The sequence below is a fragment of the Streptomyces sp. JH002 genome (assembly GCF_050916115.1).
In the GTDB taxonomy this organism is placed as follows: domain Bacteria; phylum Actinomycetota; class Actinomycetes; order Streptomycetales; family Streptomycetaceae; genus Streptomyces; species Streptomyces xiamenensis.
Genome location: NZ_CP087989.1, coordinates 3,974,958 through 3,993,054 on the forward strand (window position 1 = coordinate 3,974,958; position 18,097 = coordinate 3,993,054).

19 protein-coding genes and 1 tRNA gene are annotated in these 18,097 nt (G+C 73.6%); 14 read left to right on the forward strand and 6 right to left on the reverse strand.

All coding sequences use genetic code 11. From position 1 onward, the window contains the following. Nucleotides 1-10 precede the first annotated feature (10 nt). Nucleotides 11-1,570 (reverse strand): NAD(P)H-hydrate dehydratase, encoded by a 1,560-nt coding sequence (locus tag H7827_RS18205; protein WP_432746535.1) that lies wholly within the window; start codon nucleotides 1,568-1,570, stop codon nucleotides 11-13. Between the two features lie 50 nt (nucleotides 1,571-1,620). Between H7827_RS18205 and alr the strand changes: the two genes are divergently transcribed. Next, a complete protein-coding gene (alr, locus tag H7827_RS18210; protein WP_432746537.1) occupies nucleotides 1,621-2,778 on the forward strand; it encodes an alanine racemase in 1,158 nt (385 codons plus the stop codon). Nucleotides 2,779-2,788: 10 nt separating this feature from the next. Beyond that, nucleotides 2,789-3,283, forward strand: coding sequence for a tRNA (adenosine(37)-N6)-threonylcarbamoyltransferase complex ATPase subunit type 1 TsaE (tsaE, locus tag H7827_RS18215; RefSeq protein ID WP_432746539.1), 495 nt, complete (start codon nucleotides 2,789-2,791; stop codon nucleotides 3,281-3,283). A gap of 37 nt (nucleotides 3,284-3,320) precedes the next feature. Here tsaE and H7827_RS18220 read toward each other — a convergent pair whose 3' ends face one another. Next, a complete protein-coding gene (locus H7827_RS18220; protein ID WP_432746541.1) occupies nucleotides 3,321-3,884 on the reverse strand; it encodes a L,D-transpeptidase in 564 nt (187 codons plus the stop codon). Between the two features lie 131 nt (nucleotides 3,885-4,015). Between H7827_RS18220 and tsaB the strand changes: the two genes are divergently transcribed. The 7 genes from tsaB (at nucleotide 4,016) to H7827_RS18255 (ending at nucleotide 9,010) form a co-directional block, all read left to right on the forward strand. Beyond that, on the forward strand, nucleotides 4,016-4,681 hold the full coding sequence (gene tsaB, locus H7827_RS18225; RefSeq protein WP_375878600.1) for a tRNA (adenosine(37)-N6)-threonylcarbamoyltransferase complex dimerization subunit type 1 TsaB: 666 nt from the start codon (nucleotides 4,016-4,018) through the stop codon (nucleotides 4,679-4,681). Beyond that, nucleotides 4,678-5,178: a ribosomal protein S18-alanine N-acetyltransferase gene (gene rimI, locus H7827_RS18230; RefSeq protein WP_432746543.1), complete on the forward strand. Its 501-nt coding sequence runs from the start codon at nucleotides 4,678-4,680 to the stop codon at nucleotides 5,176-5,178. Before tsaB ends, rimI begins: the two co-directional genes overlap by 4 nt. 11 nt (nucleotides 5,179-5,189) lie before the next feature. Beyond that, a complete protein-coding gene (gene tsaD, locus H7827_RS18235) occupies nucleotides 5,190-6,320 on the forward strand; it encodes a tRNA (adenosine(37)-N6)-threonylcarbamoyltransferase complex transferase subunit TsaD (protein WP_432746545.1) in 1,131 nt (376 codons plus the stop codon). Between the two features lie 17 nt (nucleotides 6,321-6,337). After that, nucleotides 6,338-6,568, forward strand: coding sequence for a hypothetical protein (locus H7827_RS18240; protein ID WP_386539816.1), 231 nt, complete (start codon nucleotides 6,338-6,340; stop codon nucleotides 6,566-6,568). Beyond that, nucleotides 6,565-7,755 (forward strand): mandelate racemase/muconate lactonizing enzyme family protein, encoded by a 1,191-nt coding sequence (locus H7827_RS18245; RefSeq protein WP_432746547.1) that lies wholly within the window; start codon nucleotides 6,565-6,567, stop codon nucleotides 7,753-7,755. Before H7827_RS18240 ends, H7827_RS18245 begins: the two co-directional genes overlap by 4 nt. After that, nucleotides 7,752-8,261: a methylated-DNA--[protein]-cysteine S-methyltransferase gene (locus H7827_RS18250; RefSeq protein ID WP_432746549.1), complete on the forward strand. Its 510-nt coding sequence runs from the start codon at nucleotides 7,752-7,754 to the stop codon at nucleotides 8,259-8,261. Before H7827_RS18245 ends, H7827_RS18250 begins: the two co-directional genes overlap by 4 nt. Nucleotides 8,262-8,341: 80 nt before the next feature. Continuing rightward, nucleotides 8,342-9,010, forward strand: coding sequence for a TetR/AcrR family transcriptional regulator (locus H7827_RS18255; RefSeq protein WP_432746551.1), 669 nt, complete (start codon nucleotides 8,342-8,344; stop codon nucleotides 9,008-9,010). 54 nt (nucleotides 9,011-9,064) lie between these two features. Here H7827_RS18255 and H7827_RS18260 read toward each other — a convergent pair whose 3' ends face one another. The 3 genes from H7827_RS18260 to H7827_RS18270 all read right to left on the reverse strand — a co-directional run bounded on the left by H7827_RS18260 (nucleotide 9,065) and on the right by H7827_RS18270 (nucleotide 10,477). Then, nucleotides 9,065-9,520, reverse strand: a complete 456-nt coding sequence (locus H7827_RS18260) for a DUF7144 family membrane protein (protein WP_386539803.1) — start codon at nucleotides 9,518-9,520, stop codon at nucleotides 9,065-9,067. A gap of 77 nt (nucleotides 9,521-9,597) precedes the next feature. Beyond that, on the reverse strand, nucleotides 9,598-10,233 hold the full coding sequence (locus H7827_RS18265; RefSeq protein ID WP_432746553.1) for a GAP family protein: 636 nt from the start codon (nucleotides 10,231-10,233) through the stop codon (nucleotides 9,598-9,600). A 171-nt stretch (nucleotides 10,234-10,404) separates the two neighbouring features. Next, nucleotides 10,405-10,477: transfer RNA gene (locus H7827_RS18270), tRNA-Arg, on the reverse strand. A 106-nt stretch (nucleotides 10,478-10,583) separates the two neighbouring features. On the opposite strand from H7827_RS18270, the gene H7827_RS18275 reads away from it, so the two are divergent. Together H7827_RS18275 and H7827_RS18280 are read left to right on the forward strand one after the other, a co-directional pair. Further along, complete coding sequence (locus tag H7827_RS18275; RefSeq protein ID WP_432746555.1) at nucleotides 10,584-11,891, forward strand: L-fuconate dehydratase; 1,308 nt, start codon at nucleotides 10,584-10,586, stop codon at nucleotides 11,889-11,891. Nucleotides 11,892-11,998: 107 nt separating this feature from the next. After that, nucleotides 11,999-12,397, forward strand: coding sequence for an NUDIX domain-containing protein (locus H7827_RS18280; protein WP_400012149.1), 399 nt, complete (start codon nucleotides 11,999-12,001; stop codon nucleotides 12,395-12,397). 105 nt (nucleotides 12,398-12,502) lie between these two features. Here H7827_RS18280 and H7827_RS18285 read toward each other — a convergent pair whose 3' ends face one another. Continuing rightward, nucleotides 12,503-13,516 (reverse strand): sigma-70 family RNA polymerase sigma factor, encoded by a 1,014-nt coding sequence (locus H7827_RS18285; protein WP_030736161.1) that lies wholly within the window; start codon nucleotides 13,514-13,516, stop codon nucleotides 12,503-12,505. Nucleotides 13,517-13,934: 418 nt separating this feature from the next. On the opposite strand from H7827_RS18285, the gene H7827_RS18290 reads away from it, so the two are divergent. From H7827_RS18290 to H7827_RS18300, 3 genes are all read left to right on the forward strand, one after another. Continuing rightward, the gene (locus tag H7827_RS18290) at nucleotides 13,935-15,191 is read left to right on the forward strand and encodes a M6 family metalloprotease domain-containing protein (RefSeq protein WP_432746558.1); all 1,257 of its coding nucleotides are present in this window, start codon (nucleotides 13,935-13,937) and stop codon (nucleotides 15,189-15,191) included. A gap of 80 nt (nucleotides 15,192-15,271) precedes the next feature. Beyond that, on the forward strand, nucleotides 15,272-16,771 hold the full coding sequence (locus tag H7827_RS18295) for an FtsW/RodA/SpoVE family cell cycle protein (RefSeq protein ID WP_432746560.1): 1,500 nt from the start codon (nucleotides 15,272-15,274) through the stop codon (nucleotides 16,769-16,771). Beyond that, nucleotides 16,768-17,991 carry a M20 metallopeptidase family protein gene (locus H7827_RS18300; protein ID WP_200366554.1) on the forward strand — a complete coding sequence of 408 codons (1,224 nt, stop codon included), beginning with the start codon at nucleotides 16,768-16,770 and terminating at the stop codon, nucleotides 17,989-17,991. Before H7827_RS18295 ends, H7827_RS18300 begins: the two co-directional genes overlap by 4 nt. Nucleotides 17,992-18,097: the final 106 nt, after the last annotated feature.

Sequence of the window (18,097 nt, forward strand, 5' to 3'; positions counted from 1 at the left end):
CCGTGCGGAATCAGGGGAGGGGGAATGCTGATGGAGAGGGCGAGGCCGTGCCGTGGGTGCCGGTGCCGGTGCCGGTGCCGGTGACGCGGGCCCAGGCTCGGGGGAGGGCGGCGGCGACGGTGGTGGCGCTGGGCGGGGCGGGCGCCAGCGAGCCGGCGAGGCCGTGGAGATGGGCCGCCGCCGAGGCGGCGTCCAGGGCCGGGAGCCCCGAGGCGAGGAGGGAGCCCGCCAGGCCGGACAGCACATCGCCGCTCCCGGCGGTGGCCAGCCAGGGGGTGCCGGTGGGGTTCGCGCGCACCGGGCCCCGGGGATCGGGGCCGGCGATCAAGGTGGTGGACCCCTTCAGCAGCACCGTCGCCCCGTAGCGCTGGGACAGCTCGCGCACGGCCGCCAGCCGTGCGGACTCCACCCGCTCCCGGGTGGTGCCCAGCAGCGCCGCCGCCTCACCCGCGTGCGGGGTGAGGAGGGTGGGCGCCTCGCGGGTCCGCAGCCGGTCGGGGTCCAGCGCGCGCAGACCGTCCGCGTCCACCAGTACCGGCACCTCGGTGGCCAGCACCTCCGCCACGATCTCCCGGGCGGCCGGCTCCTCGCCCAGCCCTGGGCCCACCACCCAGGACTGCACCCGGCCGGCGTGGTGGGGGGACCCGGAGGAGACCAGCGTCTCCGGGTACCGGGCGAGCACGTGATCGCCCGCCGGTCCTGCGTAGCGGACCGCGCCCGCCCCGCCGTGCAGGGCCCCGGCCACGCACAGCACGGCGGCCCCGGGGTAGCGGGCGGAGCCGGCGGCGATACCCACCACGCCGCGCCGGTACTTGTCGCTCTCGGCCGAGGGCCGGGGCAGCAGGGCGGCCACGTCGGCGCTCTCCAGGGCGGCCAGCTCCGGCACAGCCGGCAGTTGGGGGGTGAGACCGATGTCGACGAGGTGCACCTCGCCGGCGTGGGTCCGGGCCGGGTCCACCAGCAGACCCGGCTTGAGGGTGCCGAAGGTGACGGTGAGCACGGCGCGCACGGCCGGACCGTTCACCTCGCCGCTGTCCGGGTCGACGCCGCTGGGCAGGTCGACCGCCACCACCGGGGCTCCGGCGTCGGCCACCCGCTGGGCCAGATGGGCGGCGTCGGGGCGCAGCCCGCCCCGGCCGCCGATGCCGACGATGCCGTCCACCACCAGGTCGGCCGAGCGCAGAAGAGAGGAGACGGACGAGGTGTCCGCGGGGGTGAGAACCCTGCCGCCGACACGGACCAGGGCGGCCAGACCGGCCGGGTGGGCCCGCTCGGGCGACAGCAGCACGGCGGTGACGGCCGCACCGCGGCGTACCAGCCGGGCGCCGGCGTACAGGGCGTCGCCGCCGTTGTCCCCGCTGCCCACCAGCAGGGCCACCTTGGCGCCGTACAGCCGGGCGGTGCGGGTGGGCCGGTCCCGGGTGGGCCGCCCGGTGGCGCTCGTCAGCAAGGTGGCGCAGGCGGCGGCCAGCCCGGCGGCCGCGCGGGTCATCAGGGTGCCTTCGGGCAGCCGGGCCATCAGGGCGCTCTCGGCGGCGCGTACGGTCTCCACGCGGTAAGCGGTCCTCATGGGCCCAGTCTGCGGCAGAGCGGGCGTTCTCTCCTGCGACACTTGAGCCTATGAGCGACCAAATGCCGCCGGAAAGTGCCCGGCTGCGTGCCGAGATCGATCTGGCCGCGCTGCGGTCCAACGTCCGCGTGCTGCGCGAGCGTGCGGTCGGCGGCGCGCAGGTGATGGCCGTGGTCAAGGCCGACGCCTACGGGCACGGTCTGCTGCCCTGCGCCCGCGCGGCACGTGAGGCCGGAGCCGCCTGGCTGGGGACCGCCACCCCGCAGGAGGCGCTGGCGCTGCGGGCGGCCGGGGACCGCGGCAGGCTGCTGTGCTGGCTGTGGACGCCCGGCGGGCCGTGGCGGGAGGCCATCGACGCGGACATCGACGTCTCGGCGAGCGCGCGCTGGGCGCTCACCGAGATCATCGCGGCGGCACGGGCCTGCGGTCGCACCGCCCGGGTGCACCTCAAGGCGGACACCGGCCTGGGGCGCAACGGCTGCCAGCCCGCCGACTGGCCCGACCTGGTCGCCGCCGCCCGCGAGGCGGAGGCCGAGGGCACCGTCGTGATCACCGGCCTGTGGTCGCACTTCGCGTGCGCCGACGAGCCGGGGCACCCCTCCATCGCCGCCCAGCAGGAGGCGTTCCGGACGGCACTCGATGTCGCCGAGCGGGCCGGGATCAGGCCCGAGGTGCGGCACTTCGCGAACTCGCCCGCCACCCTCACCCTGCCCGGCACCCACTACGACCTGGTCCGGCCCGGCATCGCCGTCTACGGCCTGTCGCCCTCCCCCGAGGTGGGCACGCCGCACGACCTCGGGCTGCGGCCCGTGATGACGCTGCGCGCCCGGCTCGCGCTGGTGAAGCGGGTGCCGGGCGGCCACGGCGTCAGCTACGGCCACCAGTACGTCACCCCCGGGGCGACCACCCTGGCCCTGGTGCCGGCCGGGTACGCGGACGGCATCCCCCGGCACGCCTCCGGCACCGGCCCCGTGCTGGTCGCCGGGAAGTGGCGGACGGTGGCCGGACGGGTCGCGATGGACCAGTTCGTGGTCGATCTCGGCGGCGACCTGGCCGAGGCCGGGGACGAGGCCGTCCTGTTCGGGCCGGGGGACAGCGGCGAGCCCACCGCCGAGGACTGGGCGCGGGCGACCGGCACGATCGGTTATGAGATCGTCACCCGGATCGGGGCGCGGGTGCCGCGCGTCCATCTGTCCGCCGGCGCGTAGCATCCACAGCATGACGACGTCTGCCGGAGAGGGCACCCGGATCACCGTTCACGGTCCCGAGCGGATGACGGCGCTGGGCCGCCGGCTCGGGGCCCTGCTGCGCGCGGGGGACCTGCTGGTGCTCAGCGGCGATCTCGGTGCCGGGAAGACCACGCTCACCCGCGGCATCGGCGAGGCCCTGGGCGTGCGCGGTGCGGTCACCTCGCCGACCTTTGTCATCGCCCGGGTCCACCCTCCGCTGGGGGACGGGCCCGCCCTGGTGCACGTGGACGCCTACCGGCTGGGCGGCGGGCTCGAGGAGATGGAGGACCTCGACCTCGACGTCTCGCTCCCCGAGTCCGTGATCGTGGTCGAGTGGGGCGAGGGCAGGGTCGAGGAGTTGTCGGGCGACCGGCTGCACATCGCCATCGCCCAGGACGGCGAGGACGCCAGGACCGTCACCCTCACCCCGGTCGGGGAGCGGTGGGCCGGGGTCGGGCTGACCGGGCCGGAGCCCGGGGCCTGACCCGCCGGGCCTCCGCCTGACACGTACCGGCGCCCGCCTACGGGACCACGATCACCGGGGTGCCGACCTCCGCGAACTCCCACAGCCGCGGGCTGTCCTCGGGGGACTGGCGGATGCCGCCGGTGCGGGCCTGTGCCGAGGGGTCGGGCAGCGACCCGTCCACGGCGGCCGAGAAGCCGAAGACGATCCCCTCGTCGTCGGAGTGGAAGACCACCACGTGCTGGATCGGCACCCCGTCCGAGCCGGGAATCGCCTCGTCGCGGCGGGTGACCTGGTACGCGCCGGGCTCCGGGTCGACGGTGCTGCGGTGCGCCGGGTAGGTGTGCAGCACCTCCTCGCCCAGCCCGTCGGGGGCCTCGGCCACCAGCCACAGGCGCTGCGCGGACAGCGAGTAGACCACCCGCACCCCGTCGCCCGAATCGGGCGGCAGCGCGGGGTTCTCGTCGTCGGCCCCGTCCGTCTCGGACGGCTTGTCCGGCACTATCTCCTCGACCGGCGTCGGATCCGGCTTGCCGCCCGCTCCGGGGCGGTCCGGGGCCGCGTTGGCCTGGTACGCGAAGAAAGCGACCACGGCGAGAGCCAGAACGGTGAGCGCGGCCACGGTGGGCCCTGGCCGGGAGCGTGAGTGACTGCGCGCCACAGTGGTGCTGCCGCCTTTCGCGGGATCCGGTGAAACCTGTGGTGACGCTATCAGCAGCATGGCCGGGCGCGAGAGACCGTACGCTTGCTGACGTGCTGCTGCTTGCCATGGATACCGCCACCCCCGCCGTCACCGTCGCGCTGTACGGGGAGGGCCGGGTGCTCGCCTCCTGGGAACAGATCGACGCCCGCCGCCACGGTGAGCTGCTGATGCCCGCCGTGGACCGCGTCCTGTCCACCGCGGGGCGGAAGATCAGCGAGGTCACCGGCCTGGTGGTCGGCAACGGCCCCGGCCCCTACACCGGGCTGCGGGTCGGTCTGGTGACCGCCGCCGCGCTCGGGGCGGCCCGTTCCGTACCGGTCCACGGGCTGTGCACGCTGGACGGCATCGCGCACGCCGCCGGGGCCGCCGGGCTCACCGGCCCGTTCGTGGTGGCCACCGACGCCCGGCGCAAAGAGGTGTACTGGGCGAGGTACGACGCCACCGGCACCCGCGTCGACGGGCCCGCCGTCGACCGCGCCGGGGAACTGCCCGCCGAGGTCACCGCGCTGCCCGCCGTGGGAGCCGGAGCCGTGCTGTACGCCGACGCCTTCGCGGACGTGCGCCGCGAACTGCCGCAGCACGCCTCGGCCGGCGCCCTGGCCGCGCTCGCCGCCCAGCGGCTGGCCGCCGGCGAGGAGCCGGCGCCGCCGCGTCCGCTGTATCTGCGCCGCCCCGACGCCCAGGTGCCCGCCGGGTACAAGGTCGTCACCCCATGACCGGGAGAGCCGTCACCCTGCGCGCGATGCGCTGGTGGGACATCGAACCGGTGCTGGCCCTGGAACGCGAGGTGTTCCCCGAGGACGCCTGGACCCCGGGGATGTTCTGGTCCGAGCTGGCGCTGACCGCCGGCCCGCGGCGCAGCAGGCACTACGTCCTGGCCGAGGACCCGGCGGGCGGCAGCCCGGCCGGGTACGCCGGTCTCGCCGTGGCCGGGGACCAGGCCGACGTGCAGTCCATCGCGGTGGCCCCCGCCCGCCAGGGCACCGGGCTCGGCGCCCGGCTGCTCACCGACCTGCTGTCCGCCGCCCGCGCGGCCGGCTGCGGCGAGGTGTTCCTGGAGGTGCGGGTGGACAACGCGCGGGCGCAGCGGCTGTACACCCGGTTCGGCTTCGAGCCGCTGGGCATCCGGCGCGGCTACTACCAGCCGGGCAACCACGACGCGCTGGTGATGCGCCGGTCGGCGCCCGGCGACGACCACCATGACGAGAGCTGAGATAGAGAGAGATGGCTGACGAACCGCTCGTGCTGGGCATCGAGACCTCCTGCGACGAGACCGGCGTGGGGATCGTGCGCGGCACCACGCTGCTCGCCGACGCGGTGGCCTCCAGCGTCGATGACCACGCCCGGTTCGGGGGCGTCGTGCCGGAGATCGCCAGCCGGGCGCACCTGGAGGCGATGGTCCCCACCGTCGAGCGGGCGCTGAAGGAGGCCGGGGTCGCGGCGAGCGACCTGGACGGCATCGCTGTGACGGCCGGTCCCGGCCTGGCCGGGGCGCTGCTGGTGGGGGTCTCGGCGGCGAAGGCGTACGCGTACGCGCTGGGCAAGCCGCTGTACGGCGTCAACCACCTCGCCTCGCACATCTGCGTGGACCAGTTGGAGCACGGTCCGCTGCCCGAGCCGACGATGGCGCTGCTGGTGTCGGGCGGTCACTCCTCGCTGCTGCTGGCGCCCGACATCACCTGTGACGTCCGGCCGCTGGGCGCGACGATCGACGATGCGGCGGGGGAGGCCTTCGACAAGGTGGCGCGGGTGCTGGGGCTCGGCTTCCCCGGCGGCCCGGTGATCGACCGGTACGCGCGGGACGGCGACCCGGAGGCGATCCGGTTCCCGCGCGGGCTGACCGGCCCCAGGGACGCGCCGCTGGACTTCTCCTTCTCCGGCCTGAAGACCGCGGTGGCCCGCTGGGTCGAGGCCAGGCGGCGGGCCGGGGAACCGGTGCCGGTGGCGGATGTGGCGGCCTCCTTCCAGGAGGCGGTCACCGATGTGCTGACCCGCAAGGCGGTCCGGGCCTGCAAGGAACAGGGTGTGGACCATCTGATGATCGGCGGCGGGGTGGCGGCCAACTCGCGGCTGCGGGCGCTGGCGCAGGAACGCTGTGACGCCGCCGGGATCACGCTGCGGGTGCCCCGGCCGAAGCTGTGCACGGACAACGGCGCCATGGTGGCGGCGCTCGGCGCGGAGATGGTGGCCCGTAACCGCCCCGCCTCCGGGCTGGATCTGCCCGCGGACTCCTCGCTGCCCGTGACGGAGACCCACATCCCCGGGCACGCGCACGCCCACCCCCACGCGCACGCCGACGCCCACACGCATGTGCACGAGCTGAGCGCCGCCAACCTGTACGGGGGCCAGGCGTGACCACGACCACCACTCTCATGTGGGAGGCGCGGGCCGCCGAGGGCAGGGGCGCCGAACTGCTCGCCTGGGTACGGCAGCAGGCGCTCGACCCCGCCCCCGCCCGCCGCGAGACGTTCACGGCCGCCGCCGACCGGGTACTGGTCATCACCTGGTGGGAGAGCACCGGCCCCGCCGAACTCCCCGACCCGCCGGCCGGTCTGCTGCACCGGCCCGTGCACCGCTGGCGCTTCCAGCAGGTCCCCGAGTGAGCCGCCCCGACCGGCCCGTGGTCACCGCGGTGGAGACCTTCCCGCTGGAGTCTGCGCTGCCGGACGGCGGTTACGGCACCGCCAAGGCGCCGGGCGACCGCCGGGTGGCGACGCTGGTCAAGGTCACCACCTCGGACGGGGTCCACGGCTGGGGGGAGTCCTTCGGGCCGCCGCGCCGGGTCGCGCCGTTCCTCGCCGAGTTCGGCGCCGCGCTGCTCGGACAGCCGGTGGCCGTCCGGGAGAACCGGCTGTTGGACACCCTGTCCACCGGCTACCACCACACCACCGGCGGCCCGCACGTCGCGGCGCTCAGCGGCCTGGACATCGCCCTGTGGGACGCCCAGGCCCGTACGTTCGGCGTGCCGGTCGGCGACCTGCTCGGCGGGCGGCTGCGGGAGAGCGTGGCCGCGTACGCGTCGAGCGGCTACGTGACCCCCGGCCGTGACCTGGGCGAACTGCGCGCCGTACTGGCGCGGAACGCCGCCGAGGGGTTCCGCGCGGTCAAGATCAAGATCGGTCTCTCCCCGGCCGAGGACCGGGCCCGCACCCAGGTGGCCCGGGAGGTCTTCGGCGACACCGGGCTGGTGATGGTCGACTACAACACCAACGCCACCGCCGCCTCCGCCCGCCGCTCCATCGAGCGGCTGCACGACCTGGACCCGTACTGGGTCGAGGAGCCGGTGCCGCCGCACGACCACGCCGGCTATCGCGAACTGCGCGCCGCCGCCACGGCCCGCGCCCTCCCGCCGCTGGCCGGCGGCGAGGCGCTGTACACCCGCTACGGCTTCCGCGAGCCCATCGCCGGGCGGCAGCTGGACATCGTGCAGCCGGACGTCGCCAAGTGCGGCGGGTTCACCGAGGCCCAGGCGATCCGCGCCATGGCCGCCGCCTGGAACCTCCGGTTGTCCCCGCACTGCTGGGGCACGGGCGTGGCGCAGGCCGCCACCCTCCAGCTGCTGTCGGCGGTGCCCGACGTCCCGTACGGCGCGGGCACCGGTGAGCCCCTGATCTTCGAGTTCGACCGGGGGCACAATCCGCTGCGCGAGGGCGTGCTGGCCGACCCGATCCGGCCGGCCGCCGGGGGCCGGGCCGAGATCCCCTCCGGCCCGGGGCTCGGGGTGAGCGTGGACGAGGAGTGGGTGCGGGCGCACCGGCTGGACGAGCACAGCGTGGCGGTGCGGCGGTGAGCGAGCCGGTGGTGCACACGGTCATCGACTCCCCGGTCGGGCCGCTGACGGCGGTCGCCGAGGAGACGGGGGCGCTGACCGGGCTGTACTTCCCCGGCCACCTGCGGATGCCGCCCCTCGCCGCCCTGGGGCCGCGTGTGGCGGGCGGCTTCGAGGCGGTGCGCGAGCAGCTCGGGGCGTACTTCGCCGGCCGGCTCACCCGCTTCGAGCTGCCGCTGGCGCCGCGCGGCAACGACTTCCAGCGCCAGGTGTGGCGGCTGCTGGTGGAGATCCCGTACGGCGAGCGGCGTACCTACGGGCAACTGGCGCGGGAACTGGGCGAGGTGTCGCTGTCGCAGGCGGTCGGTTCGGCCAACGCCCGCAACCCGATCTCGGTGATCGTGCCCTGCCACCGGGTGGTGGGCGCGGGCGGCGCTCTGACCGGGTACGCGGGCGGGCTGGAGCGCAAACGCTTCCTGCTGGAGCTGGAGGAGCCGCCCGAGGAGCGCGCGGGCCGGCTGTTCTGAGCCGGCGGAGGGGTACCCGGGCCGTGTCACCATAGGTGGGTCGTTGGTACCCGTTCCGTGACTGCGCCGAGGTGGATGCCGTGTCCGAGCCGGTGGCCCTTCCCCTGACCCCGTCCGGGCGGCGCCCTCCGCCGCAGCGCCGCAACGCGCGCTCCAACCGGGCGCGCATTCTGGCCACGGCCCGTCAGGAGCTGGGGCGCAACCCCGATGTGACGCTGGAGGAGCTGGCGCAGGCCGCGGGGGTCGTACGGCGCACCCTGTTCGGGCACTTCCCGGGGCGGGCGGCGCTGCTGGAGGCGCTGGCCGAGGAGGCGGCCGAGGCCATTCGCGGCGCGGTGGCGGCCGGGGCCGAGCGGGTGGCGGGGCCGCCCGAGCAGGCGCTGGCGCACCATGTGTTCGGCATGTGGCCGATCGGGGACCGCTACCGGCTGCTGCTGGCGCTGGCCCGCCGGGACCTGGGCGCCGAGCGGGTGGCCGTGATCCTCGCGCCGGCCAGGGACGCGGTGCGCTCCGTCCTGGAGCGCGGGCGGCGGGAGGGCGTCTTCCACTCCCCGCTGCCGCCGGCGGCGCTGAGCGCCGCGCTCGAGGCGATGACGCTGGCCCTGCTGGAGACGGTCAACACCGGGGAACTGGTGGACGACGGGACCCAGGTCGCGGTGGCCACGCTGATCTCGGCCGGGGTGCCGCGGCCGCGGGCGTCCGCGGTGGTCGCCGAGGTGGCGCCGGTGGCGCGCCCCGCTGCCGGCTGACGCCCCGGCCCCCCGCGCGCCCCGGGCAGGCCGCGCGGGGCCGGAACCCGGCGTTCACTCCCGGCGGGGCGGCCGTACGACGCACAGGGCCCAGATCACGAACGCGTACAGCGCGATCAGCACCACGGACCACAAGGGGTAGTAGGGGATCGTCAGGAAGGCCGCCAGCATCAGCAGGCCGGCGATCACCACCCCGGCGACCCGGGCCCACAGCGCCGCCCGGAACAGGCCGAGACCGACCAGGACGGCGACGATCCCCAGGATGAGGTTGATCCAGCCCCACCGCGTCAGGCTCATCTGGAACGCGTAGTCCGGGGTCGTGATGAAGATCTGGTTCTTCGCCAGCGCCATGGAACCCCGGAGGATGTCCATGATTCCGGCGATGACCAGCATGATGGCGGCGAACAGCACCAGTCCGTCGGCCCACAGTGAGCGCGCTTCGGCGGGGCCGGGCGAGCGGCCCCCGGGACCGCCCCCGGCCGGCCCGGTGGAATGCGGTGATGGCTCCATGCTCCGAAGGTCCCTCCCGGCACCCGCCCCTGACCACCGCAAGGGGGCCGTCCGGGTGACGGCGCCGGGCGGCGGCCTCACGCCCCGGACAGCACCAGCACGATGAAGAGCACGCAGACGCCGATGTTGATCAGCCAGCTGTGCCCGTTCATCCAGTCCCGCACGGCCGGCATGGCGGTCTCCGCCCGGCGGCGGAAGAGCGAACGCAGCAGCAGCGGCAGCGCGGCGATCAGCACCGTCAGCACGATGAACGGCAGGGCGGCGGCGAACCCGGAATGCCGTTGCTGCAGATGAACGCCCACGGTCAGCAGGACGATCAGGTCGGACGGCATCAGCGCGATGACCAGCAGCCCCACGGTGAACGCCCGCCCGGCATCGGCCGACATGAGCGTGCCGAGCCACTTGGGCGGCTCGGCGCTCTCCCGGCCGCGCCAGTTCTTCAGCGCCAGCAGGGCCAGCAGCCCCACCAGCACGTACTTGATGATGTTGCCGACCGAGCCCTTGTCGGACTCACTGCCCAAGTGCACGGCGTTGCCCAGCAGATGGGCCACCAGGAGCATCACCAGAACGCCGACCGTCACGGCCAGAGCCACGCCGCACAGGAAGGCCAGCGAGATCCGTGCCGCGCGGGGAACGGTGACGAAGATGATCGCCGAGATGATCTGGGGGCCGGCCATCATGGTGATGGCCAGCGGGAGGATGGGAAGGTCCATGGCGCCCGCGGGGTGTCGTCTGCTGCGTCCGTCCCGGAACCCGCTCCGGGACGGACCCGGAGAACATGGGTAACCCGCCCGGGTGCCGGTCAATCTCCGCCGTTCGGGCGGTGCCGCGCGGCCCGCGCGCCCACGATCCGGGCGCGGCGGCCGACGGCCGCTCATGAGCTGTGCCCCCGGCAGGATTCGAACCTGCGACACCGGCTTTAGGAGAGCCGTGCTCTATCCCCTGAGCTACGGAGGCGGGACGGCTGGTCGCCACCGCGGTCAGTGTAGCGGGTGGGCGGGGACGGCTTGGCGGCGGCGGATCTATGCTTCGTCGGATCCGTACCCGCGAGTGTGGAGGAGCGATGACCACGATCGTCAGTGTCGACGCGACAGATGTCCGGTTCCCGACCTCGGCGACCATGGACGGTTCGGACGCCATGAACAAGGACGGGGACTACTCCGCCGCGTACGTCGTCATCAGGACCGATGACCCGCAGCTGTCCGGGTTCGGCTTCACGTTCACCATCGGGCGCGGCAACGACATCTGCGTGCTCGCGGCGCGATTGCGCGGGCGGCCGCTGGTCGGGCGGAGCGTCGAGGAGGTGGTGGCGGACCTCGGCGGCACGTACCGCGAGCTGAAGTCCGACTCCCAACTGCGCTGGCTCGGGCCCGACAAGGGTGTGGAGCACCTGGCGCTGGCCGCCGTGATGAACGCCGTGTGGGACCTCGCCGGGCGGGTCGCCGGCAAGCCGCTGTGGCGGCTGCTCACCGACATGACCCCCGCCGAACTCGTCGACGTCGCCGACCTGAGCTATCTGTCCGACGTCCTGACCCGGGAGGAGGCGATCGGCCTGCTCGCCGAACTCGCCCCCACCCGCGAGCGGCGGGTGGCCGAACTGTCCGGCACCGGTTACCCCTGCTACACCACCAGCGCCGGCTGGCTCGGCTACTCCGACGACAAGCTGCGCCGGCTGTGCCAGGAGGCGGTGGACTCCGGGTACCGGCACATCAAGCTCAAGGTGGGCGGCAGCCTGGCGGAGGACGTCCGGCGGCTGCGCATCGCCCGGGAGGTCATCGGGTACCAGGACGCCCAGCTGATGATCGACGCCAACCAGGTGTGGGACGTGCCGCAGGCCATCGAGTGGGTCGGCGCGCTGGCCGAGTTCAAGCCGCTGTGGATCGAGGAGCCCACCAGCCCGGACGACATCCTCGGCCACGCCGCGATCCGCCGCGCCGTCGCGCCGATCGGGGTGGCGACCGGGGAACACGGCATGAACCGGGTGCTGTTCAAGCAGATGTTCCAGGCGGAGGCGATCGACTTCTGCCAGCTGGACGCGGCCCGGCTCGCCAGTGTCAACGAGATCATCGCGGTGTATCTGATGGCGAAGAAGTTCGGCGTGCCGGTCTGTCCGCACGCGGGCGGCGTCGGGCTGTGCGAGCTGGTCCAGCATCTGTCGGTCTTCGACTATGTGGCGGTGTCCGGATCGCTGGAGGGCCGGGTCACCGAGTACGTCGACCACCTGCACGAGCACTTCACCGACCCGTGCGTGGTGCGCGAGGGCGCGTACGTCCTGCCGTCCGCCCCGGGGTACAGCGCGCGGATGCACGAGGAGAGCGTGGCCGCCTACACCTACCCGACCGGCGCGTACTGGGCCGCCGCCACCGCCTGACCCGCGGCCCGGTGGGCGGGCCGCCCGTGCCGCGCGGTGGGGCATCGGGGAGGATGGCACCGCCCGCGCCGCCGGGACCGAGACATCCACCAGGGAAACGGACGACGATGACCATCATCGACAAGGTCGCATGGCTGCGTCTTGAGGACGGGAAGGTCCTGGGCGCGCGCTCCCGGGGCAAGGACACCTGCTATCTCCCCGGCGGCAAGCGCGAGCCGGGCGAGAGCGACACCGAGACCCTGGTGCGCGAGATCGCCGAGGAGCTGACCGTCTCCATCGACCCGGCCGGCGCGGTGCACGCGGGGACCTTCGAAGCACCGGCGCACGGCAAGGACTCCGGCACCACGGTGCGCATGACCTGCTACACCGCCGAGTACGAGGGAACGCTCGCGCCCAGCAGCGAGATCGAGGAGCTGATCTGGCTGGGGTACGCGGATCGCGAGCGGGTCTCCGCCGTCACGCGGCTGGTCTTCGACGAACTGCACGGTGCGGGGCTGCTGCGCTGAGCGTGCCGGGCCCCCACGCGTGACGGGGTCCCGGCGGTTTCCCGCCGGGACCCCGGTCCTTGCTCGCCGGTGGCCGCGTTGTCGTGCCGCGATCGGCGGGCGCTGTTACGCGGCGGCGTCGAATCCGGAATCGCTGGCCATCTTCTTCAGCTCCAGCAGGGCGTGCTTCTCTATCTGCCGGATGCGCTCACGGGTGAGGCCGTGCTGCTTGCCGACCTCCGTCAGCGTCCGTTCACGGCCGTCCTCGATGCCGTAGCGGGCGCGGATGATGGCCGCGGTCCGCTGGTCGAGGCGTCCGATCAGGTCCTCCAGACCCTCGCGGCGCAGCATCACCAGCACGGACTGCTCGGGCGATGCCGCCGAGGTGTCCTCCAGCAGGTCGCCGAACTGGGTCTCGCCCTCGTCGTCCACCGACATGTTCAGCGAGACCGGGTCGCGCGCCCAGTCCAGGACGTCCTGGACCCGCTCGGGTGTGGAGCCCAGCTCGGCCGCCACCTCCGAGGGCTCCGGCTCCCGGCCCTGCTCGCGGTTGAACTCCCGCTGCACGCGCCGGATCCGGCCCAGCTCCTCCACCAGGTGGACGGGCAGCCGGATGGTGCGCGACTGGTCGGCGATCGAGCGGGTGATGGCCTGCCGGATCCACCAGGTCGCGTACGTCGAGAACTTGAAGCCCTTGCTGTAGTCGAACTTCTCCACCGCCCGCACCAGGCCGGCGTTGCCCTCCTGGATCAGGTCGAGCAGCGGCAGGCCGCTGCGCGGGTAGCGCCGTGCGACGGCGACCACCAGGCGCAGGTTGGAGCGGATGAAGACGTCCTTGGCACGTTCGCCGGCTGCCACGATCGCCTCGAGCTCGTCGTGGGTGATGTCGGCGGCGGGCCCCTGGGTCACCGGCGGTTCCTCGCCGTTCAGCAGACGCTCCGCGAACAGCCCCGCCTCGATCGCGAGGGACAGCTCGACCTCTTTCGCCGCGTCCAGCAGCGGGGTGCGGGCGATCTCATCGAGATACATCCCCACGAGATCGCGCTCGGTGGCATCGCCGCCTGCACTGGACCGGACACTGCCCGTCGACTCGGCACCCTCCACGGTGTCCTTACGTCGGGCGACGGCACGGGTTGCCATACGTGCTCCCTTGCGAGTGATCGAATGCTGTTCGATTGACGCACTGGTCAACCCGGACGCCTGGGATGCCCCCTCGCCTCCCGCGTCCGTAACGAATCAACGACGGGAATCCGGACAGAATTCCCAAGCAGCGCATCTTTTTCTGCCGATGCAGTATCCTGCCCGCCCACGACGGGTCTGTGATCTTGTCCGGTACCCCATGTCGCACCTCACCCGTGCTCACCCCCACGTCGGTGAAGACGAACGGCGCCCTCCGATGGTTGCGCGAGTGCCCGCCACCCGGATGCGTCATTCGGCGCGCGGCCCCCCTTTTCGCGGCCGAAGGTGGATTCCCAACCGGCCTCCACCTCCGACCGGACCGCCACCGCCGCCGCCCGCACCCCGGGCGGCCGCCCGGCGGGGAAGGGCGAGAAGCGAGATGCCCCACATACCCAGCCGCCCCCGGCGAGCCTTCATCGCCGTCGGCGGATCCCTTGCCCTGGTCATGGGTTCAACACCGGGCACGGCCTCCGTACTCCCCGCCCACCTGCTGCGCGCCGCCGCCGCGGTGGAGGGCTCCTGCGCGCCCGCCGAGCACGAGGGGCTCAGCGTCGGCATGCCCACCTCACCCGGCTACAGCGCCACCACCGGCGTCGTCACCGCCCTCACCGTGTTCATCGACTTCCCCGGCTCCGAGGCGCGCGGGACGACGCAGGAACGGTTCGCCGAGTTCTTCCCGGCCACCAGCGAGTACTTCGCCACCAGCTCCTACGGGCGGCTCGACTACCGGGCCGAACCCGTCCACCGCTGGCTGCGGATGTCCCAGCCCTTCGAGGCGTACGGCATCGACCGCGGCGCCGGCTGGCACCCGGACGACCCGCAGGGCTACAACCGGCTGCTGACGGAGATCGCCGCCGCACTCGACGGCGAGGGCCTGGACCTGTCCGCGTACGACCTGGTCAACGTGCTGGCCACCGCGAACGCCGGCCCGCCCGCCACCGAGAAGGTGCTCTCCGTGTCCTTCCCCGGCCGCCCGCTGGCCCAGACCTCCTCCGGGACGCTCTCCAACGTCAGCTTCATCTGGAGCCGCCAGCCGGGCGAGAGCCCCTACCGGGTCCTGGTGCACGAGAACGGCCACGCCTTCGGCCTGCCCGACCTGTACTGGACCGGCCAGGACAGCGCCCCGCTGCTGGCCGGCCACTGGGACGTGATGGAACAGGACTGGGGACCCACCAACGACTTCCTGGCCTGGCACAAGTGGAAGCTGGGCTGGCTGCTGCCCCACGAGGTGGTGTGCGTCCCGGGCGGCGCCGGGGTCAGCGACCATCTGCTGCGGCCGGTCTCCGATCCCGCCACCGGGCTGAAGCTGCTCGCCCTGCGCACCGGGGACAGCGAGGCGATCGCCGTCGAGGTGCGCGCCCGCGGCGAACTCGACCGCGTCGTGTGCCGCCCCGGTGTCCTCATATCCCGGGTGGACGCCGCCGTCCCCACCGGCCAGGGCCCCGTCCGGGTGGAGGACGCCACCCCCGGCTCGCCCGGCTGCCAGGCGCTGCCCGACCCGCAGGTCACCGCGGAGCTGACCGACGCCCCCTTCGTCCCCGGCGAAACCTTCACCGACGAGGATGCCCGGATCCGCGTCGAGGTCCTCGCCGCCCACCCCGACGGCTCCCACCAGGTACGCGTCACCCGCTGGTGACCTGGGGGCATCACCCGGGGTAAGTTCGGCGAAAAGGCGAGCAGCCACCACGGCGACCAGGGGCGGGGCGGGACAGGGACATGGGGCGCAAGGGGCGGGGCGCGGACGGCGGCGGGAATCCGCGCGCCGACATCGGACGGTGGATCGCGCACCGCCGCAACACCGAACTGGTGCTGATCCTGTTCGCCGTCCTCATCTGCGCCGCCGGGCACGCCGCCGCGGGACTGGCCCTGTACGACGCGGTACCGACCGGCCTGCCCGCGTACGCCGCGGGTCTGGGCGGCGCCGCGCTCGCCGCCCACCTGGCGGTACGCCGCTTCGCCCGGCACGCCGACCCGCTGATCCTGCCGGTCACCGTCATGCTCTCCGGGCTAGGGCTGATCCTCATGGACCGCCTGGACCACTCCTACGCCCTGCGGTACGGCTCCGAGCCCGTCGCCGCCAACCAGGCCACCTGGACCGTCATCGGCATCGGCCTGCTCGTGGCCGTCCTCGTCGTGCTGCGCCACCACCGGCTGCTGGCCCGCTACACCTATGTCGGCATGGCGATCTCGCTGCTGCTGCTGATGGCCCCGGCGTTCTTCGGCGCCGACATGTACGGCGCCAAGCGGTGGATCAACCTCGGCCCGCTCTCCCTGCAGCCGGGCGAGTTCGTCAAGGTCATGATCGTGGTGTTCTTCGCCAGCTATCTGATGGCCAACCGCGACGCGCTGGCCCTGGTCGGCCGCCGCTTCCTCGGGCTGGCCCTGCCGCGCGGCCGCAACGCCGGCCCGGTGCTGCTGGTGTGGGGCGTCTCGCTGGTGGTGCTGTTCTACGAGCGTGACCTGGGCACCTCGCTGATCTTCTTCGGCGTGTTCATCGTGATGCTGTACATCGCCACCGAGCGCACCAGCTGGGTGGTGCTGGGCGGGCTGATGGCGGTGGGCGGCACGGTCCTGGTGGCCGCGACCCAGCCGCACGTCAAGGGCCGCGTCCAGGCGTGGCTGGACCCGATGGCGATCTATCTGCCGCCCGAGCAGCGCCCGCCGGGCCTGATCTCGGACCAGTCGGCGCAGGCGTTGTTCAGCTTCGGCACCGGCGGCCTCACCGGGACGGGCCTGGGGCAGGGGCACCCGGACCTGATCGGGTTCGCGGGGCGCTCCGACTTCATCCTGTCCACGGTCGGCGAGGAGCTGGGCCTGGCCGGGGTCACCGCGGTGATCTTCCTGTACGTGCTGCTGATCGAGCGGGCGCTGCGGACCGCGCTGTCGGTGACCGACCCGTTCGGGAAGCTGCTGGCGGCCGGTCTGGGCACGGTCATCGCGCTCCAGGTCTTCGTGGTGGCGGGCGGCGTCACGGGGCTGATCCCGCTGACCGGCAAGGCCCTGCCGTTCCTGGCGCAGGGCGGCTCCTCGACGGTGGCGAACTTCCTGCTGGTCGCGCTGCTGATCAGAATCAGCGACAGCGCCGGGAAGGCGTCCACCGAGCCGGAGGGCAACGCGACCATCCTCACCCCCGTGATCCGGGTCGACGACGACCCCGCTTCTCCCGCACGTCCCGCATCACCTGGCACAGCACCGAAGGAGCCCCGCGAACGATGACCACCACGACGAGCAGTGCCTCCCTGACCGACGACGCCGGCGCGCTGGCCGGTGAGCTGACCCAGCTGCGCCGCACGCTGCACGCCATCCCCGAGGTCGGCCTCGACCTGCCCCGTACCCAGGAGGCGGTGCTCACGGCGCTGGAGGGCCTGCCGCTGGAGATCACCACCGGGCAGGGCCTCAGCTCGGTGACCGGCGTGCTGCGCGGCGCGCTGCCCGGGCCCACCGTGCTGCTGCGCGGTGACATGGACGCGCTGCCGCTGGCCGAGCGCAGCGGCCTGGACTTCGCCGCCCCGGTGGAGCGGATGCACGCCTGCGGCCACGATCTGCACACCACCATGCTGGCGGGCGCCGCCCAGCTGCTGAGCACGCGGCGGGACCGGCTCGCCGGCAATGTGATCTTCATGTTCCAGCCGGGCGAGGAGGGCTACGACGGCGCCGGGCAGATGCTGGCCGAGGGCGTCCTGGACGCGGCGGGGACCGGGCAGCCCCCGGTGGCCGCGTACGCGCTGCACGTGATGTCGCACAGCTGGCCGGCCGGGGTGTTCACGGCGCGCGGCGGGCCGCAGATGGCTTCCTCGAACGTCCTGTCGGTGACGGTTCGGGGCGCGGGCGCGCACGGCAGTTCCCCGCACCGGGGGAAGGACCCGATCCCGCCGGCCGCCGAGATGGTGGGCGCGCTGCAGACCTGGATCACCCGGACCTTCGACGTGTTCGACCCGGTCGTGCTGACCGTGGGCACGTTCCACGCCGGCACGGCCACCAACATCATCCCGGACACCGCCGAGTTCCAGGCGACAATCCGCTGCTTCTCGCCGCAGAACCTGGAGCGGCTGCGGGCCGGCACGGTGGCGGTGTGCCAGGGGATCGCGGCGGCGTACGGGGTGGAGGTGGACGCCGTCTTCTCCGAGCAGTACCCGGTGACGGTGAACGACCGCGCGGAGACCGACTTCGCGGCGCACGCGGTGCGGGAGCTGCTGGGGGAGGAGCGGTTCGCGCCGATGGACAACCCCAGCCTGGGGGCCGAGGACTTCTCACGGGTGATCGACGCGGTGCCCGGGGCGATGATCTTCCTGGGGGCGACCCCGCTGGGCGCCGACCCGGAGACGGCGCCCAGCAACCACTCGCCGCTGGCGGTGTTCGACGAGTCCGTCCTGCCGGACGGCGCGGCGCTGTACGCCGATCTGGCGCTGCGGCGGCTCTCCGCGGCGGCGATCTGAGAAATCTGCCCCATATGTAGCGTTATGCCGTATGGGGTGGCATGCTGGAACTGGAGCCAAGGACCACCTCGATGAAGTGGAGAAGGTGCACAGCATCGAGGGCCCG

Coding starts and splice junctions, on each gene's coding strand:
- H7827_RS18295 (WP_432746560.1), top strand. CDS start 15,272: ATGGGGCGCAAGGGGCGGGGCGCGGACGGCGGCGGGAATCCGCGCGCC.
- H7827_RS18280 (WP_400012149.1), top strand. CDS start 11,999: ATGACCATCATCGACAAGGTCGCATGGCTGCGTCTTGAGGACGGGAAG.
- H7827_RS18275 (WP_432746555.1), top strand. CDS start 10,584: ATGACCACGATCGTCAGTGTCGACGCGACAGATGTCCGGTTCCCGACC.
- tsaD (WP_432746545.1), top strand. CDS start 5,190: ATGGCTGACGAACCGCTCGTGCTGGGCATCGAGACCTCCTGCGACGAG.
- H7827_RS18285 (WP_030736161.1), bottom strand. CDS start 13,516: ATGGCAACCCGTGCCGTCGCCCGACGTAAGGACACCGTGGAGGGTGCC.
- rimI (WP_432746543.1), top strand. CDS start 4,678: ATGACCGGGAGAGCCGTCACCCTGCGCGCGATGCGCTGGTGGGACATC.
- H7827_RS18290 (WP_432746558.1), top strand. CDS start 13,935: ATGCCCCACATACCCAGCCGCCCCCGGCGAGCCTTCATCGCCGTCGGC.
- H7827_RS18265 (WP_432746553.1), bottom strand. CDS start 10,233: ATGGACCTTCCCATCCTCCCGCTGGCCATCACCATGATGGCCGGCCCC.
- H7827_RS18260 (WP_386539803.1), bottom strand. CDS start 9,520: ATGGAGCCATCACCGCATTCCACCGGGCCGGCCGGGGGCGGTCCCGGG.
- H7827_RS18240 (WP_386539816.1), top strand. CDS start 6,338: ATGTGGGAGGCGCGGGCCGCCGAGGGCAGGGGCGCCGAACTGCTCGCC.
- H7827_RS18205 (WP_432746535.1), bottom strand. CDS start 1,570: ATGAGGACCGCTTACCGCGTGGAGACCGTACGCGCCGCCGAGAGCGCC.
- H7827_RS18300 (WP_200366554.1), top strand. CDS start 16,768: ATGACCACCACGACGAGCAGTGCCTCCCTGACCGACGACGCCGGCGCG.
- alr (WP_432746537.1), top strand. CDS start 1,621: ATGAGCGACCAAATGCCGCCGGAAAGTGCCCGGCTGCGTGCCGAGATC.
- tsaE (WP_432746539.1), top strand. CDS start 2,789: ATGACGACGTCTGCCGGAGAGGGCACCCGGATCACCGTTCACGGTCCC.